Raw genomic sequence first — 16,917 nt, 5'->3', positions numbered from 1 at the left:
GCTTTTCGGCTTTGGCACGAGGCCGGTGCGGAAGGGTTACTGGGATTCTTGCAGTTTCGGGTCGCGCTTCAGGTATGCCCTGGTTTCACGGGCAATCAGACCGGAAGCCAGGATGAGCCCAATCAAGTTAGGCAGAGCCATCAAGCCGTTCGTGACATCAGCCAGTGTCCACGCGACTTTCAGTTCCGTGATACAGCCCACGAAAACAACTATGGCGAATAGCAAGCGGTAGACGGTGACGGCTTTTAGGCCGAACAAACGTTGCACACAGCGTTCCCCGTAGTATGCCCAGCCCAGCACGGTAGAAAACGCAAAGAACACCAGGGAAACTGCCACCACAAAGTGACCCTGACCGCCGGGGAAACCGATGTTGAAAGCCTGCGCGGTGAGAGGCGAACCATCCAGCGTTTGACCGTCGGCATCGGTCACTGTCCACGCTCCCGTAACAACGATGACCAGGGCCGTCATGGACACCACGATGATGGTGTCGATGAAGGTTTGGGTCATGGAGACGAGTCCTTGCCGGACCGGTTCGCGAGTACGCGCGGCAGCCGCCGCAATTGCCGCGGACCCCATCCCGGACTCGTTAGAGAAAATCCCGCGTGCTACCCCGTACTGGAGCACCATCATGAACGTGGAGCCTACGAAACCACCCGTCGCGGCAGTCCCGGTAAAGGCATCGTGAAAAATCAGGGCTAGAGCGGCGGGAATTTTGGTGACGTACAGACCCAGCACAATCAGCGAGGCTCCCACGTAGAGAATGATCATTATGGGGACAAAAGCCGAGGTCACCCGGCCGATGGATTTCACTCCTCCCAGCAGCACGATGCCGGTCAGAGCCGCCATGAACAGGCCGGTCATCCACGGGTTTACCCCGAAAGAGGCCTCTAACTGGGTCGCGACCGAGTTTGCTTGGGTCAGGTTGCCGATACCGAACGAGGCAATAATCGCAAAGATCGCAAAGGCGATAGCCAAAGTCCGCCCCAGCCACTTCACTTTCGTGACGTGTTCCAGGTAGTACTGCGGGCCGCCGCTCATCTCGCCTTTTGCGTCTTTGGTGCGGAAACGCACCGCCAGGAAAGCCTCGGAATACTTAGAAGCCATACCAACTAAACCGGTAACCCACATCCAGAACACTGCTCCGGGTCCGCCAATGTGGATAGCGGTCGCGACACCGGCAATGTTTCCGACCCCGACGGTAGCGGCCAGGGCGGTGGTCAGTGCTTGGTAGTGAGAAATATCGCCCTCGATAGTGTCATCGAGCGGTTGTTTCCCCTCGACGCTTTCCCCGGCGCCCTCATCACGTTTCAGCAGGGCCAGGTGCAGCGCGGGACCGAGTTTACGAAACTGGATTCCCGTCAGGCGAATGGTCAGCCACAGCCCGGTTCCTAGCAGCAGGGGGATTAGGAAAAACGGCCCCCAGACGAAAGCATCAACCGCGTTGAGAACCTCAAAAAACTTGTCCATAGTGTATTGCCTCAGTATTTTCGGATACAAACTTGTGGCAAGTTTAGCGAGTGAGCCCGGTTATCCATAATTCGGCACTACTGTCCACTATTTGAGACGAGCGATAAGGTCTGTGAGCGCGGCGTTTCCGGTCGATTAACGCGCCGTCAGTAGGGCGCCAATTTGGTTCGCCACACCTCGTGACACCGCCCCGGTCCCACCGGCGATGGTGTAAGCAGCTTGCGGATGGGCTTGCACGAAACTCTGCAGGTTCGCGTCCAGAGAGGCCGGGCGACTGAGCACAATGGCCTGGTTATTGGCGTGTGCGTAGCCTGAGCCAGCCAAACCGTCAGCAAACACGTTGCCGGAAGCCACCAGGTATCCCGGGGCATTGGGGAAGAAGTTTTGGGCCAACTGGGTAGAAGTCTGGAAACGATCTATACCCACGATGGTCTTTACCTCGCTCACGGCACTGCTCCAGTCCATGTCCGCATTGGCGGCGTTGGTGGTAACGGCTGTAGCCGCCCTGCCGCCTATCCCCCACACGCGCAGCTTGCCCCCTTGCTTTGCCGCCGTGTTCGCCAGGGTGGAAATCGCTTGGAGAGTGGTGGGTGGGATGCTGTTCGAGCGGGTAAAGAGGATGACACCGTGGGCATTGGCCACGGCGGGACCGGCAGCAATAGCATCGGGAATGTTAGGGTCACTGGTGGCATCTACCAGGAACACGTCAAGGAGTTTCGTGTTGGCGCTGACCGAAGCGTTTTCCTGGGCCGCGAGGGCCGCGACCCGACCCGCCGTGTCGAAACGATCTTGACCCACCAGGTCGGTGATGGAGATTCCGGCTTGCTGCAGTTCAGCGCGTTGAGCAGGCGAGAGTTTCACTCCCCCGCCGACCACGTAGAGGGTCTTGCGCGGGGAAGCCTTAATGGCAGAAATCACAGCCGGTTCCACCGGATTGGACACCGTGAGCAAAACCGTGGCTCCTCGCGCCCCCACCAAAGCCGCGGAGCTCAAAGCGTCAGGGGCGAGCCGCCCGGTGGTCAGCACAATCGCGTCCCCATTGGTCCCACTCGCTGAGTGCAACGCTAGAGCTGTCGAGACCCGATCGGCTCCGGCAATCCGACTCAGTCGAGATTCATAGGGATATTCCGTCGTATTCCCCGAAGCTGCCCCCAAGGTCACCCCGGTGATGTCTTTCAGCCACGAAGCTAGGGGAATCACGGAACCAAAGTAAGCTCCCTGATCATTGCCCCCAATCAAAGTCCCTATAACCTGATTGGATACCAGCAGAGGTCCACCGGAATCACCGTGCTCGGTCATCACTCCCGGCCACGAGGTCTTGTAACTGAGCTGACCAGGAGCGACAGTCCCGCCGCAGTTAGCCGTAAACTCACCCTGCGTTGGCCCTTGCACCACCGTGTAGCAGGTCGCCGCGATTCTTTGCGGAGTGGACAACAGCGTATTCGATGCCCCACCCCAGCCGTATTCCAAAGCCACGGTTCCCGCCGGGGCTTGACCGGCCGCCAAAACTGCCGGGGTTATCCCGGACATCGGAGTTTGCAGGTGCAGCAGAGAAGCGTCATATTGCGGATGAACTTTGTAATCATCCACCTGAGCGGATAGCTCCCTGGTCAAGCCGAACTTAACAGAAACGTAGCGGGGCTTGTTCGCCATGCAGTGACCCGCGGTCAACACCCAGGAAGGATGGACTAATATCCCGGTACAGATTGAGCCGGTCCCGTTCCAATTGGTAATGGCGATATAGCCAATCCAGCTCACGTCCTGAGCACCTACGGGAGCGCCCCCGCCAATCATCAACTCACCTACCTCCCGGTCGGTGTGGGGGGTGAAATCCTCGGGCAATGTTTCAGTGAGGGCGGAAAGTCTCTGTGGAAGGGCCGGGACCACATTCCGCGTGGCCTCAGCGTGAGGAACACTGGCTGCTGCTGTCGTTGAGACAGTTGGGGTCTGGCCGGGGAACTCGGGAGAGTTCAGACTAATGCCGCCGGGTCCGGAAAGCAGACCCAACACGCCCAGCATGCCCAGCACTGCAAGGGGCCACCAAGATTTCAGATACGTTTTTCGAGTCATGATTCTCCTGTGTTCCTAAACCCGACCTACATTAAGTGTATGTCCCAGACGTTCCAGATTTTGCAGGTCTCAACACCCAAATCGGTTTCAGCCGCTCATTTTCCAGCTGGGCCAGCGCGATGACACGTTTTTCACCCGCGTCTGAGTCGGTCGTCGCTTCGGTGACGGCCAGCAGCGAACCTGCGGACGCAGTTGGGTTCGAATTTGCCGCCTGCAGAAGGGCGGTGGCCTCGCGGGTCGAACCGGCCAGTTGTAGGGCTTGTCCGAAAGACAGCGCCCGCACCTGGGTTTCGTCACCGGGCAATTCGGGAAAGATTCCCAAAATCGCCGCGTCAAGCCCTAACGGACGCAGCATCCCGAGACTCTCGACTTCGGCCCCCAGCTCGGACAGGCTTCGCGCCTGTTCCAGCCCGTATGACCCGACCGAAATGCGTCGTAACGCCGTCAAATGCGCCCCCACCCCCAGGTCTGCTCCGAGGTCTCGAGCCAGGGCGCGCACGTAGGTTCCCGCCGAACACTCCACCAAAAGTTCCGCATCGGTAACTCTCACCGGAGGGTTCGAGTTGTCTCCCGCTACCGTTTCGATGACGGGAGCGCCTCTCAGCTCGAGCCGGTGAATGGTCACCGGACGAGGCTGGATTTCCACGTTTTTCCCGGCACGTGCCAGGTCGTAGGCACGTTTGCCGCCAATCTTAATGGCGGAAAACTTGGCGGGGATTTGGTTAACCGGACCCCGCCACGGCACCAGAGCCGCCGCGATGTCCTCCGGGGTCAACACAGCGCCTAAACAGGCCGTGACCTGGCCCAGGGCATCGTCAGTATCCGTAGAGATACCAAACCGCACCCGGGCGGTATAGACCTTGTCATGAGCTGTCAAGTATTGCAAGAGGCGCGTGGCTTTGCCGATAGCGCAAATGAGGATTCCCGTGGCCAGCGGATCTAGAGTGCCGGCATAACCGACTTTCTTTTGTCCTGCCAACCGGCGAATCCGTGAGGCCACCGCGTTGGAACTCAACCCCCGCGGCTTATCCACAATGACCAGTCCGGGCGGACAGGTTTCACCCCGAGGCAAATCCTCGGGACAGTCGGGCAAGAAGTCCGGCGCGTCAAACATTGCAACCCGCCCGGGGAACCTTGTGAACCAACCACCCCGCCCCGTCGATAACCCCCGGAACGCCCCCGATGAGGGTCCACTCGCAATCAGGCGTCAGACCGGCGGCGTTAGGATTCCTGGCCATCTTCGGACTCACGGGGAGTTTTGTAGGGATTGGCTTCCCCGGCATACTGGGTGCCTTTGCGGGCGGCCAGCTCGGCATCGGCCGCGCGGGCCTCTGCCAGCGCCGATTCCAAAGCCGCAGCTTGCTGGGGCACCGGATCGGCCACGAATTCCAAGGTCGGAGTCAGTCGTGTGCCCAAATTTTTGCCCACGTGGGAGCGAATCAGTCCTTTGGCGGACTCCAAAGCCGCGCCGGAAGCGGTTCGCTCCGTGTCGCTACCATAGGCCGTGTAATAAACTTTGGCATGCTGCAAATCCCCCGTGACCTCGACCGAAGTAATGGTGACGAAACCTAATCTGGGGTCTTTAATCTTGCCAGCCAGCATGCTGGCCACCGTGGTCAAAATGTTCGCGGCGACTTTTTCCCGCCGGGTGTCATCCATAGTTTCTCCCTTCTTCGTGTGTTGTCCCGGCGCCCCGGCCACGCCTGGCGGTAAACCGCCGCAGGCCGGCCAGGGACCCCGGGTTGGTTAGGGATATTAATCGCGCGGAATCTCGCGCATTTCCCAAGTTTCGATGCGGTCGCCCACCTGGATGTCCTTGAACTCCAGACCGATACCGCATTCGAAACCTTCGCGAACCTCGGTGACATCGTCCTTTTCGCGGCGCAAGGAATGAATCTCCAGTTCTCCGTTGACGACCACACCATCGCGAACCAAACGAGCCTTAGAGCCGCGCTTGATGGTGCCCGACTTAATCAAGCAGCCCGCGATGTTGCCGAACTTGGAGGACTTAAAGACCTGGCGAATCTCGGCGGAACCGAGTTCGTGTTCCTCATAAATCGGCTTTAGCATACCCTTCAAGGAGTTCTCAACGTCCTCAATGACCTGGTAGATGACGGAATAGAACTTCATCTCCACGCCTTCACTATCGGCCAGTTCCGCCACACGTTCGGCAGGACGGACGTTGAAACCGATAATGATGGCGTTGTCCACGGTCGCCAAGTTGACATCGTTTTGGGTAATCGCGCCGACACCGCGGTGGATGATGCGCAGACCAACTTCCTCGCCCACGTCAATCTTGAGCAGGGAGTCCTCCAGAGCTTCGACCGAGCCGGACACGTCGCCCTTGATAATCAGGTTCATCATGTCGACCTTGCCGGCCTTCAGGGCTTCATCGAAGGATTCCAGGGTGACGCGCTTGCGGCGCTTGGCCAGCAACGCAGCGCGTTCCGCAGCCGCACGTTTGTCTGCAATCTGGCGGGCCGTCCGGTCGTCTTCGGCGACCAGGAAGTTATCGCCGGCTCGCGGCACCGAGGTCAGACCCAGCACCTGCACCGGAGTGGAGGGGGTGGCCTCCTCCACGTTTTGGCCACGCTCGTTGAACATGGCGCGTACCCTGCCGTAGGCAGTTCCCGCCACGATAGCGTCGCCGACACGCAGAGTACCGCGCTGTACCAGCACGGTAGCGACCGTGCCGCGTCCCTTGTCCAGGTTCGCTTCAATGGCAACGCCGCGGGCGGGAGCGTGTGGATTGGCCTGCAGATCCAGCACCGCGTCAGCTGTCAGCAACACTGCATCCAACAAATCCTCAATACCCATCCGCTGTTTAGCCGAAATCGGCACAAACATGGTGTCGCCGCCGTATTCTTCGGGTAGCACGCCGTATTCGGACATCTGGGCTTTGACCTTGTCCGGATTCGCGGTAGGTTTATCAATCTTGTTGACTGCCACCACAATCGGCACGTTTGCGGCCTTGGCATGGTTGATGGCCTCCACGGTCTGGGGCATCACCCCATCATCAGCGGCGACCACGATAATCGCAATGTCGGTGACCTGGGCGCCACGGGCACGCATAGCGGTGAAGGCTTCGTGACCCGGCGTATCGATGAAGGTAAGTTTGCGGCCTTTATCAGCCTTTTTCAGCGTGACCATATAGGCGCCGATGTGCTGGGTAATTCCGCCATACTCGGTATCAATGACGTCAGTATTACGGATAGCGTCCAGCAACTTGGTTTTACCATGATCGACGTGGCCCATCACCGTCACGACCGGAGGTCGGGGTTCCATAGCCTCGATGTCATCGAGTTCTTCGGCTTCCAAATCAATATCGAAGGATTCCAGCAGCTCGCGGTCCTCGTCCTCCGGTGAAACCACCGTAATTTCGTAACCGAGTTCTGCCCCCAGCAGCTTGAAAGTGTCCTCGTCTAGGGACTGATTAGCTGTGGCCATCTCACCCATGTGGAACAGCACGGTCACCAACGCGGCAGGATTGACGTTAATCTTTTCTGCGAAATCGGCGACAGATGCTCCGGAACGAATCCGAATCTCTTGGCCATTGCCTTTCGGAACGGTGACCCCGCCAATCACGGGCGCATTTTGCTCCTCGATTTCCTGACGCTTAGCCCGGCGGCTCTTGCCTTTCCGGGATTTGCCGTGACCGAAAGCACCCTGGGTAAAGCCGCGCCCGCCGCGACCGCGAGGCGGCGAAGGCGGACCGCCGAATGCGGGAGCGCCGCCAAAGCCGCCGGCTGCCAACGCATCAGGGCTCGTGCGAGAACCACGACTGCCCCGTCCACCGCGTCCTGCGGAACCGGAGTCACCGCGGGGCGAGCCCAAGCGGTCTCCTGGCTTGGGACGCGAACCGCCGCCCTGCCCCGGACGGGGAATCCCCTGGCTCATGCCTTGGGCGGAAGCGAACGGGTTGTTGCCCAGTCGTCCCCGGCGCGGACCCGGCTTCGCTTTGATTCCACTGGTGCCGCCGGGACGCGGCATTCCCTGAGCGGAAGCGAACGGATTGTTGCCCGGACGCGCACCCGGCTTAGGAATTGAGGCTCCGGGTTTGGGAATATCGGGGTGAGCACTGGGTTTCGCCTGCGGCTTGGCAGGGCTGGGACTCGGTGCTGATTTCTCTGATTTTGGCTGAGGAGCAGCAGGAGTGGAATCCGCCGGTGCGGGAGTCTCTGCGTCCGAAGTGTCCGGTGCGGGCGCAGTCTCCGGGGTCGGCGACTCCGCGGCGCTGTCTGGCGGTGTAGATTCCGCTGCAACAGTCTCCGCGGCCGACTTTTGACTTTTCGCGGTTGTCTTGGCAGCCGGCTTCTTCGCTTTCGCAGCCGCTTTTTCGGCTTTCTTGGCGGCTTCCGGGCTAAACTTGCCCAGCTTTTCCTCTTCAAAGCGTTCCATCATCCGCTTCACAACCGGGCTTTCCACCACGGAGGATGCAGACTTTACGAACTCGCCGGCATCTTTCAGATACGCCAGCATTTCTTTGGATTCAATACCGAGCTCTTTCGCAAGCTCGTGCACGCGCATTCGTGCCACTTTTCTCCTGTCCTTCGCCACCCCACCCGGCGAAGGGTGAGAATGGATTAATCGTTGGTACTCATCGGGTACTCATCGGGTGCCCAACATCTTCCAACCCGCTCCTAGGTCATTGCGAACACAGTGCCGCGGGATTAATGAGATCCACCAGCCGCAAAGTATCCTCAGCTAATAAGTTCATGTGCTAGAACGCGGCTGTTGGAGCCGCGAGAAGCACCGCCTTTGATTATACCCGACTTTTCTCTATGCATTTGAATCGGGGTCTCCGGCCGGGCAAACCATCAGCCAAAACATTGGGGTGGAACCGTCCGTGACGGCTCCACCCCTAAGTTATTGGCAGGTCCCCAAAATCAATACCAGCCACGGGCACAGAAATTCGCCCAGGCGGCCGCCGGACTGCCGTAGCGGCCCTTGATGTAGCTCAATCCCCAGCGGATTTGAGTGGCCGGGTTCGTCGCCCAGTCTGCACCGGCAGAAGCCATTTTGCGGCCGGGATTAGCCTGTGGAATCCCGTAGGGACCACCGGGGCGTCCGGCATTCGTACGCCATCCAGATTCGCGGGCCCACAGCTTGAACAGGGGTTGCATCTGATCCGGTCCCCAACCGAACTGACCCAGCATGTCGTAAGCGATGCCCTGCGCAGTGCCGGCTCCCCACGGATTAGCCGCCCGCGCCGCGGCTTCCTGGGCTGCCTTCTCAGCTGCGGCCTTTGCAGCTGTCTCGGCCGCCTGCTGCTCACAGGTTTTCGCCGCGAAATTGTCGGCAATAGCGCTGGTGCCACCGATAGCGGTGAGATGTTTTCCACCCAGGTCTCCCAGCACCGCTTGGGGCGCACAGGAAGTCTGGACCAACACTACCGAAGCATTATTTTTCTTTGCCAAAGGAGCCAAGGTCAGGGCATCGACCGGGTTCTTGCCATTGACCAACAGATAGTTTTGTGAGCCGATAGCTTGCGCGGCGGCCAGAGCGGTGGTGTAACGGTCAGCTCCGGCAATCCGAGAAACCTTTTTCCCGGTCAGTTCTTCAATCTGAGCTTTAGTTTCCTCACTCACGACCGCGGTGCCACCAATGATTGTGATGCTTTGAGGATTCAACTCAGCAATAGCTTGAGAGCCGTATTTGCCTAGCTGATCCGGCTCCGCCAACAAGAGGTTCGCTTCCAGATTGGCGGCGTAGGACGTGGCGGCCAGAATGTCTACCTCCGAGTTGCCGTTGGCGATAACCACGGGAGCATCCGCTTCGCCTTCCAAAGCGACTTTCGCGGCCGACTCGTAACGGTTAGTTCCTCCCAAGGAGGGAGCATCCGGGCTCATGACGGCGGATTTGTCATCGTTGGCTGCCTGCAGCGAACCAATGAGGCCATCAGGCGACTTATCGCTGACCAACACTGAACTCATATCAGTTGCTTCAGACACCGCTTTTGATGTCTCATAACGGTCGACACCAGCCAAACGAACGTTGGCACTGACAGTTTGATTTGTAATGACTGCGGAACCCCCATCTTCCGCATTGGCAATCGGGGCAACCCCCGCTACTCCGATTCCAGCAATTGCAAATGAACTTGCCATCAGTTTAGAAATATTCATGATTGACCTATTCGACCGGCTCATTTGACCCAGCCAAATGCCCTCCTCATTTATTGAACGTTTCGCGACCCCACGCCGCGACGATTGATTATAACGTTTTGGTAACAACCATGTCCATTTTGGCGGTTTTAAAGGCTCTCAACTGCTTATATGCCTTCACAAGGGCGGTCCCCAACGTTGCCGCGCCTCCCCCGGAAACACCGGCGCGACCCTTGGGCACAGAAAATTCAGCCCTCCGGGAAGAACCTCGGAGGACTGAATGCGAAACCCCTCGCGGGGTTGAAAATTTAGGCCGGTGCGCCACCATTTTCGGTGTCGGAATGGATGTCAATCCCCCAACCTGTCAGGCGCGAAGCCAGGCGGGCATTTTGGCCTTCTTTGCCGATAGCCAGGGACTGTTGAAAGTCCGGGACTACCACTCGCGCCAGCCGCTTGGCCTCATCGATGACCCGTACCGAAATGACTTTGGCCGGGCTCAAAGCATTGGCCACATAAACCGTAGGATCTTCGGCCCAATCCACGATGTCGATTTTTTCTCCGTTGAGCTCGTTCATAACCGCCCGGACGCGCGAACCGTTCGGGCCGATGCACGCCCCCTTGGCGTTGAGACCTTTTTCGGTCGCCCGCACGGCAATCTTGGTGCGGTGTCCCGGCTCGCGAGCCACGGATTCGATGACGACTTCTTCCTTGTCGATTTCGGGCACTTCGCGTTTAAACAGGCCCTGCACCAAGCCGGGATGGGTTCGAGACAGTTCGATGTGCGGCCCTTTCAAGCCCCGCGACGCCGCCAAAACGTATACGCTCAGCCGCACTCCGTTCTGGTATTTTTCGCCGGGAACCTGTTCGGCCGGCGGAATAATGCCATCCACATCTCCCAGATTCACGGTAACCAGCTTCGGGTCGCGCCCGGAGGTCACCACACCGGAAACGACTTGACCGACGCGATCCTTGAAATCGCCCAGAACAGCTTTGTCTTCTTCTTCCTGGAAACGTTGAATAATCACGGATTTCACCGTGGCCGCGGCGGTACGTCCAAAATCTTCAGGAGTAATCTCGGACTCGCCCAGCTCGTTGCCATCCTCGTCCAGCTCCTTCACCAAAACTCGCACCTCACCGGTCTTGCGATCAACCTCAACCCGTGAATGATCTTTCTCAGCACCCGGCTGATTGCGGTATGCCTTCAAAAGCGCTTGCTCGACCGTGTCGATAAGCGAGTTCATATCCATGCCCTTTTCGGCTTCCACCAGGCGCAATGCAGACATGTCAATTTGCATGATTCCTCCGTATTGATTTGTCGCTATTTATTTTTTCGCCCGTTGCGTTGGGACCCCCGAGGCTTCCCAAACAAAATAACGGTACGTACCGATTCTATGTCCTCAAAGGGATAAACCGTAACGTCTCCATCGTCATTTACACTCAGCCCGGTTTGCGTAACATCGGTCAAAATACCGGTGCGGACCTGCCCGCCGATACGCACTTCTACATCCTTACCGAGAGCCCGGCGCGCCAGCCGCAGATTCGTCAGCGCGTGTTCGGCGCCAAGCGTGGAAATCTCAAGGGTATAGGCACCTGGCACCGGATCGTTTGCGTCCAAAGCGGCACCGATGGCGCGGCTCGCTTCCTCCAGCTGCGCACTACCCAAATCGGCTTGCCCATCGGGTAAATCCAAACCAATCGCCACGACCCGCTGATGCTTAGGGCCGGTGAGGGCAATTTTTTCCAAATACAATCCAGCTGCGTCTATGACCGGGCTGATGACCTGAATAATCGCGGCGACACTAGGGTCTGCCGAGGTATGCGGCTGAGCTTCTGTCTTTATCTGCAATAGTCTCCCCTTTTTTCATTCCCTCAGAGTTGCCTGAGCGGGTGGATGGGGCGGGGTATGAAACAATGGGTCTATGTTTTTATCCCCGTCCCGTTTCCTGAAACTAAGTCTATGGCTTGTGGCGGGGTTTGCGCTGACTGGATGTGGACTGCGCCTGGACACTCCCCCCGATGCCTTGCCGGAACTGGATGCCGGCCAAGCCGGGATTTCCGCCGCCTCTCGCGCGGAAGCGGCTATCAACGCCGGTAGTGAAAAGATGGCCGAAGATGCCTCGCTAACCCCCGGGGTCCGCGAAGCGATTGGGACGGTCCGCGACCTATCCGCGACCCGTTTAGCGGCCTTGGGCGGGGTCTGGCAACCGTGGCCGCAGGGGACCCCGGAGGGCGCCGACCCCGGACCGCAGCCTTCCCCGGCTCCGGGCAACGTGGAGGACCTGATACAGCTCCTGGTAGATGCGGCCGCAACGTCCTGCCAGGCGGGGGCACGCGCCCCCCACGCTAACGACGCACAGCTCCTCACGGCCTTGTGCGCCGCCCAGCAGCTGGACGCCTCGCACGTGGCGGGAATCGCAGGACGCAAACTTCCCGAACCAACGATGCCGGTAGACTCACCGGCAGGGACGAACCCCGAAGGTTCCACTGAACCAATAGCCGACCGGAAAAACCTGCAAAACCTTATAAAAGAGCAGACCGCTCTGGATTTTGCCCGTTTCCGTATGGAAGTGGCGGCGGCTCACCTCAGCGGGAATGACCGGCAGTGGGCTTTGCAAAGGGCGGATTCCCTGGCTTGGGACGTGCAGTCGCTGGTAGACGGAGGCGTGGAGGACGTGCGTGCCGGCCAGTACGCTTTGGATTTTCCCCAGATCAAAACAACCCCGGACGCGATTCGCCTCATCAATCAGGCTGATGCCGACGCTTTCGCGGCTCACCTTAAGATTATCGAGCTCATTTCACCAACCGGTGCGGCCTCGAAAAAATCACCAGACCAGGCCCTGTCAGCGTTGCGTCAACCCTGGATTAGCGCCGCCAAAGGCGACGTGACTTCGCAAAATCGTTTCGGCGTTCCCCCTTCCCAAATTTTTGTGCAACTATGGCCATAACCTGTGCAAACGTCAGTTCCAGTCAGAATGCCCACCCGGAAGGGCACGACACATTCACAACTGGCTATCCTAAAGAAAGATTAAATTATTAGTAATATAATTAATCAAAAGATTGGAAAACTGCACGGTTTATAGCACAATAACAAAACAACCATTAGGATTACCGAGTTCCGAGAGGCCTTCACGTTGGTTCGCACCGATTCTCCAGACACACCGGACGCTACGCCCGAAGAAATCTGGGAAGATTTTTTTAAGTTTTCCCAAATGCTCAATCTAGAGATTGACTATGCTCTCAAGGAACAATGCGGCTTCGACCTGCCTCAATATTCCATCTTAACGGCTTTGGCTAACGCTCCGGAAAAGAAACTGCAGCTCGGTGAACTTGCCAGGCAAACGGTATTTTCGCCCTCTCGATTGAACTATCGACTCGGTGAGATGGAGAAAAAGGGCTGGCTGAATCGGCTGTGCCAAGGTTCGGATAAGCGCACCCGCAATGCATGCCTGTCAACCAAAGGGTTGAACGCTTACGAAGCCGCGGCGCAAGTTCAGATGAAAGTGGTACGTGAACTGTTTGCTGGCCGGGTTTCGCAATCAGATTTAAACGCGATGCGCCGCGTGCTGTCCAGTATGCGCAGCCACCTGGAAAAAACGGAACTCTAGAGACCTCAACCGACTCAGGGACGCATCGGGGTTTTTTCAGGGTAAACCCCCATAGCCTATTAGTTTTGGCCTAGCTACGCTGGATTTCAGTTAAGAACTCTAGCGAAAGGTTGATTATGTCCTCCCCGAATAGCCCCGCCGACACCCCGTTTACCCCGGTGACGCCCCCCACCCCACCGGCCTCTGCCGCCTCCGGCATGTCCCCCTCCCCCCTTGTGACCAATGCAGAGACGGACCTACCGACTGTCCCGGTCGCCGTGCTACGAGATGTCACCAAGGTTTACGGCGAAAAAGGCACGCGAGTCGAGGCGTTGCGCGGGATCAACGTAGATATTAACGCCCGCGAATTCACGGTCATCATGGGCCCCTCCGGTTCCGGAAAATCCACGCTGCTGCACGTCCTAGCCGGTTTGGACGCGGTCACTTCCGGTTCCATCACGGTCAACCGCGTGGACATCACCAAGCTAAAAGACAAGCCCCTGACCCTGTGGCGCCGCGACAACTTAGGGTTCGTGTTCCAGTCGTTTAACCTGGTTCCGACCTTGAGCGCGGGGGCCAATATCGAACTGCCGCTGCGCCTGGCGAATAAGCCGATAGACCGGCACTGGTTCGACCAAATCGTCACCGGATTGGACCTCACCACCCGACTGAACCACAAGCCTTACGAGCTGTCCGGCGGCCAGGTACAGCGCGTCGCAGTCGCGCGAGCCCTGCTGTCCCGCCCCGCCATGCTGGTCGCTGACGAGCCGACCGGAAACCTGGACACGGCGTCTTCTGCTGAAGTCCTGAACCTACTGCGCGCGGCGGTCGATAACTTCGGGCAAACTGTGGTGATGGTCACCCACGACCAGCACGCCGCCACGACCGGGGACCGGGTCTTGATTGTCCGTGACGGAATGATTGTGCACGATTTGCATCACCCCGAACCCGCAGACATCGCAAAGGTGGCGTGAGAGATGAAAGGAATTCTGCGCGCAGATTTGCGCAAGAACGTGAAAAGCTACACCGCCACCGCCTTGGCGATAGCCCTGGCCGTAGCGTTCCTGTTGACCTGCCTAGGGTTGACCGAGGGGCTCAAGATGACTTTGGCTCGCAACCTTACGGAGGAAGCTGCCGGCGCTGACCTGATTGTTTCGACTCCCAACGGAGTTCCCTACGACGGTGAGGATCCCGAACCGGACTACCTGCAAAAGGTCGCGGACCAAGCCCATAAGGCCCACCCGGAGTGGAAAATCCTGACCCGGTCCGCCATGAACGTGGAACTGTCCGCGAATCGCAAAACCGTGTCTGCCTCGGTATTGGGGCTGGGCAATCCCGTGTTCGACCCCAGCTCGGTCGTGGAGGGAAAGCGGCCCAGCTCTGAAACTGAAATCGGTATCGAACAGTCCAATGCCAAGACTCTCGGGGTTAAAGTCGGGGATACCCTCAACGCAGGAATCTACGATTCTGCCACCGATGACACCAAGACGGTGCCGCTCAAGGTCAGCGGTATCTATAAAGCCCGTCCCGGCGCGTTCCCCACCAGCTACGTTACCGATTCCCTGGTGAAGGCTTGGGCTGGGGACGATTATTTGGCTGATATTGTGCTGATTTCGGGAGTCGATGCCACACACCTGGATGCAGCCAAATCCGAACTGAAAGAGTTGATCTCCCACATTCCTGACGCAGATTACTATGAGGTGTTCACCGCGGATCAATACTTGGATCGTGCCGTGGATACCATGATGGGCGGGGAAGATGTCCTGCTCGTGTTGGCCTTGGTGTTCCCGCTCATAGCTGGTGTTACCGCCATTATTGTCGTGTCAGTAACCTACAACGTGCTGTTTGCCCGCCGGCGGCGCCAACTGGCTCTGCTGCGAGCGGTCGGTGCCACCTCCGGTCAGCTCCGTTCCCTGGTGGCCCGTGAGACGTTACTGGTAGGCGCCGTTTCTGCGATGATTGGGGTATTGGCAGGTGTGATTTTTTCGGCCATAGCGTGCCGAATTGCCAACCTCGCCGACACTTGGGGTCAGGCATTCACCGTTTTGAACTGGCAAAGCCTGCTGGCGGGATTCCTCTGCGGTACCGTGATTTCTTTCCTGGCCGGGTTTGCCCCGTCCCGCCGGGTCGCCCAGGTCACCCCGATTGAGGCTCTGGCGACGGAAGACAAGCTCAGCCGGCGGCGCAAGCACCGGACGGTTCGCGCCATTTTTGGTTCCATTCTGTTCTTTGGCGGCACCGCCACCATGGTCTACGCCACCCTGAAGAACCATCAGTTGATGACGAGCGTCTCGGAGCAGGGAGACATGGATACCTACACCTCCAACTTCTTCCTGACCGCGATGTTTGCCGGAATGATTTCTTTCCTGGGGCTGGTCGTGCTGACTTCCATCGTTTTGCCCTACGTGACTTCCGCTTTGGGTGTTTTCAGTTCCCCCGCGGCGGTGACGTGGCGTTTAGCGGCGGAAAATACGGGTCGTAACCCGCGGCGTACCGGAGCTACCGGCGCGGCCTTGACCTTAGGTATTACCTTGATGGTACTGCTGCTGGTCGGGGCGGCCTCGGTAGACGCTACCGGCAAAAAAATCATCGACGAACATACTCCGGTAGACCTGCAACTCGTTTCGGAGGGCGAACCGCTGAGCCAATCCACCATCGCCAACGTGAAAGCCACTTCCGGTTTGGAACACACCATCGCCGTAAATGGGCTGCTGGGCAGCGCTGTTCCCTGGGACGAGTACGAAAAAACCCAGCAATTATTGTCTCAGCCGGAAAAGCTGACCCAAGACGAAAACGGCGGCTGTATCGTTGCCGCAACGAACGAGCCTTGTGACCCCGACGCGGATACTCAGGAAATGCTGTTGGAATCTAAGGATTTCTCGACCATATCCCACAGCCGCATTCCCGTGATTGCACCCGGCCACGTAGGAATTCCAATGTTGAGCGATGAGGAAGTAGGCAAGCCTTATGCCGTCCGCAGCGGCGATAAAGTGCTGAAACTCACGGCTGAGAAAACTCCCCTGGATTTCGTGTCCGTGAACCCCCAGGATTTGGCTGGCCTGGCCAGTTCCACCCAGGTGGTTCGTCCGGCACAAACCGACGCCGACCAGGAGCTTGAGCGTAATGCCACGGTGCTGGCGCCTCGAGTTCTGCTGATGCGGATTTCTCCGGATTGCAGCTTTTCTGACATTGAGCAGCTCGCTTCGGATATTCCGGCCGCCTCCGAGCAGGACGCCTACATCAACGGTTCCGCGCCCGACCGAGCCATGTTTACCCAGATAACACAAGGGTTGATGTGGGGCGCTTTCGCGATGCTCGGGGTATCAGTCCTGGTAGCGCTAGTTGGAGTGGCGAACACTTTGGCTCTCTCGGTGATGGAACGCCGGCGAGAAAATGGGATGCTGCGCGCCTTGGGCATGACGAAGGGACGTTTGCAAGAAATGCTCGCTATCGAAGCGCTGTTGACGGCCCTCGGGGCGCTGGTCGTAGGCGTATTAGCCGGTTTGGGTTACGCAATAGCCGGCATCAACGCCCTGCCGGTGACGGAACTGGCCTCCGCACAAGTTATTGTGGTACCTCCGCTAGCTATCGCGGCCGCGGCGCTGACCATCGTGGTGGCGCTGTTGGCTTCGATTGGTCCGGCGCGGGCAGCAGCACGGGTCACGCCGGTCGAGGCGCTGGCTCACGACTGAGTG

General features: G+C 58.5%; 12 protein-coding genes. 4 read left to right on the top strand and 8 right to left on the bottom strand.

The genetic code is table 11. The annotated features are described in order from the left end of the window. Positions 1–36: 36 nt before the first annotated feature. The 8 genes from Q0V70_RS01715 to Q0V70_RS01680 all read right to left on the bottom strand — a co-directional run bounded on the left by Q0V70_RS01715 (position 37) and on the right by Q0V70_RS01680 (position 11,484). Positions 37–1,467: a sodium:alanine symporter family protein gene (locus tag Q0V70_RS01715; protein WP_297346623.1), complete on the bottom strand. Its 1,431-nt coding sequence runs from the start codon at positions 1,465–1,467 to the stop codon at positions 37–39. Between the two features lie 135 nt (positions 1,468–1,602). After that, entirely contained in the window at positions 1,603–3,537 is a 1,935-nt protein-coding gene (locus tag Q0V70_RS01710; protein ID WP_297587608.1) for a cell wall-binding repeat-containing protein, read from the bottom strand. A 31-nt stretch (positions 3,538–3,568) separates the two neighbouring features. Next, a complete protein-coding gene (gene truB / locus Q0V70_RS01705) occupies positions 3,569–4,651 on the bottom strand; it encodes a tRNA pseudouridine(55) synthase TruB (protein WP_297587606.1) in 1,083 nt (360 codons plus the stop codon). 107 nt (positions 4,652–4,758) lie between these two features. Next, the gene (gene rbfA / locus Q0V70_RS01700; protein ID WP_297587604.1) at positions 4,759–5,196 is read right to left on the bottom strand and encodes a 30S ribosome-binding factor RbfA; all 438 of its coding nucleotides are present in this window, start codon (positions 5,194–5,196) and stop codon (positions 4,759–4,761) included. Positions 5,197–5,292: 96 nt separating this feature from the next. Then, on the bottom strand, positions 5,293–8,064 hold the full coding sequence (gene infB / locus Q0V70_RS01695) for a translation initiation factor IF-2 (RefSeq protein WP_297587802.1): 2,772 nt from the start codon (positions 8,062–8,064) through the stop codon (positions 5,293–5,295). A 359-nt stretch (positions 8,065–8,423) separates the two neighbouring features. Next, positions 8,424–9,659, bottom strand: a complete 1,236-nt coding sequence (locus Q0V70_RS01690) for a cell wall-binding repeat-containing protein (protein ID WP_297346907.1) — start codon at positions 9,657–9,659, stop codon at positions 8,424–8,426. A 287-nt stretch (positions 9,660–9,946) separates the two neighbouring features. Next, positions 9,947–10,933, bottom strand: coding sequence for a transcription termination factor NusA (gene nusA, locus Q0V70_RS01685; protein ID WP_297587602.1), 987 nt, complete (start codon positions 10,931–10,933; stop codon positions 9,947–9,949). A 23-nt stretch (positions 10,934–10,956) separates the two neighbouring features. Beyond that, on the bottom strand, positions 10,957–11,484 hold the full coding sequence (locus tag Q0V70_RS01680; RefSeq protein ID WP_297346909.1) for a ribosome maturation factor RimP: 528 nt from the start codon (positions 11,482–11,484) through the stop codon (positions 10,957–10,959). Between the two features lie 73 nt (positions 11,485–11,557). Here Q0V70_RS01680 and Q0V70_RS01675 point away from each other — a divergent pair, with 73 nt between their 5' ends. The 4 genes from Q0V70_RS01675 (at position 11,558) to Q0V70_RS01660 (ending at position 16,914) form a co-directional block, all read left to right on the top strand. After that, positions 11,558–12,583, top strand: a complete 1,026-nt coding sequence (locus Q0V70_RS01675; protein WP_295027434.1) for a hypothetical protein — start codon at positions 11,558–11,560, stop codon at positions 12,581–12,583. Positions 12,584–12,769: 186 nt separating this feature from the next. Continuing rightward, positions 12,770–13,243 (top strand): MarR family winged helix-turn-helix transcriptional regulator, encoded by a 474-nt coding sequence (locus Q0V70_RS01670; protein WP_297346876.1) that lies wholly within the window; start codon positions 12,770–12,772, stop codon positions 13,241–13,243. Positions 13,244–13,359: 116 nt separating this feature from the next. Then, the gene (locus Q0V70_RS01665; RefSeq protein ID WP_297587600.1) at positions 13,360–14,196 is read left to right on the top strand and encodes an ABC transporter ATP-binding protein; all 837 of its coding nucleotides are present in this window, start codon (positions 13,360–13,362) and stop codon (positions 14,194–14,196) included. 3 nt (positions 14,197–14,199) lie between these two features. After that, entirely contained in the window at positions 14,200–16,914 is a 2,715-nt protein-coding gene (locus Q0V70_RS01660) for an FtsX family ABC transporter permease (RefSeq protein ID WP_297587598.1), read from the top strand. The last annotated feature ends 3 nt before the right edge of the window (positions 16,915–16,917 follow it).

This window comes from uncultured Mobiluncus sp. (assembly GCF_947087965.1).
GTDB lineage: Bacteria > Actinomycetota > Actinomycetes > Actinomycetales > Actinomycetaceae > Mobiluncus.
The sequence above is the reverse complement of the archived record's forward strand: the minus strand, read 5'-3'. Positions and strand labels throughout refer to the sequence as shown.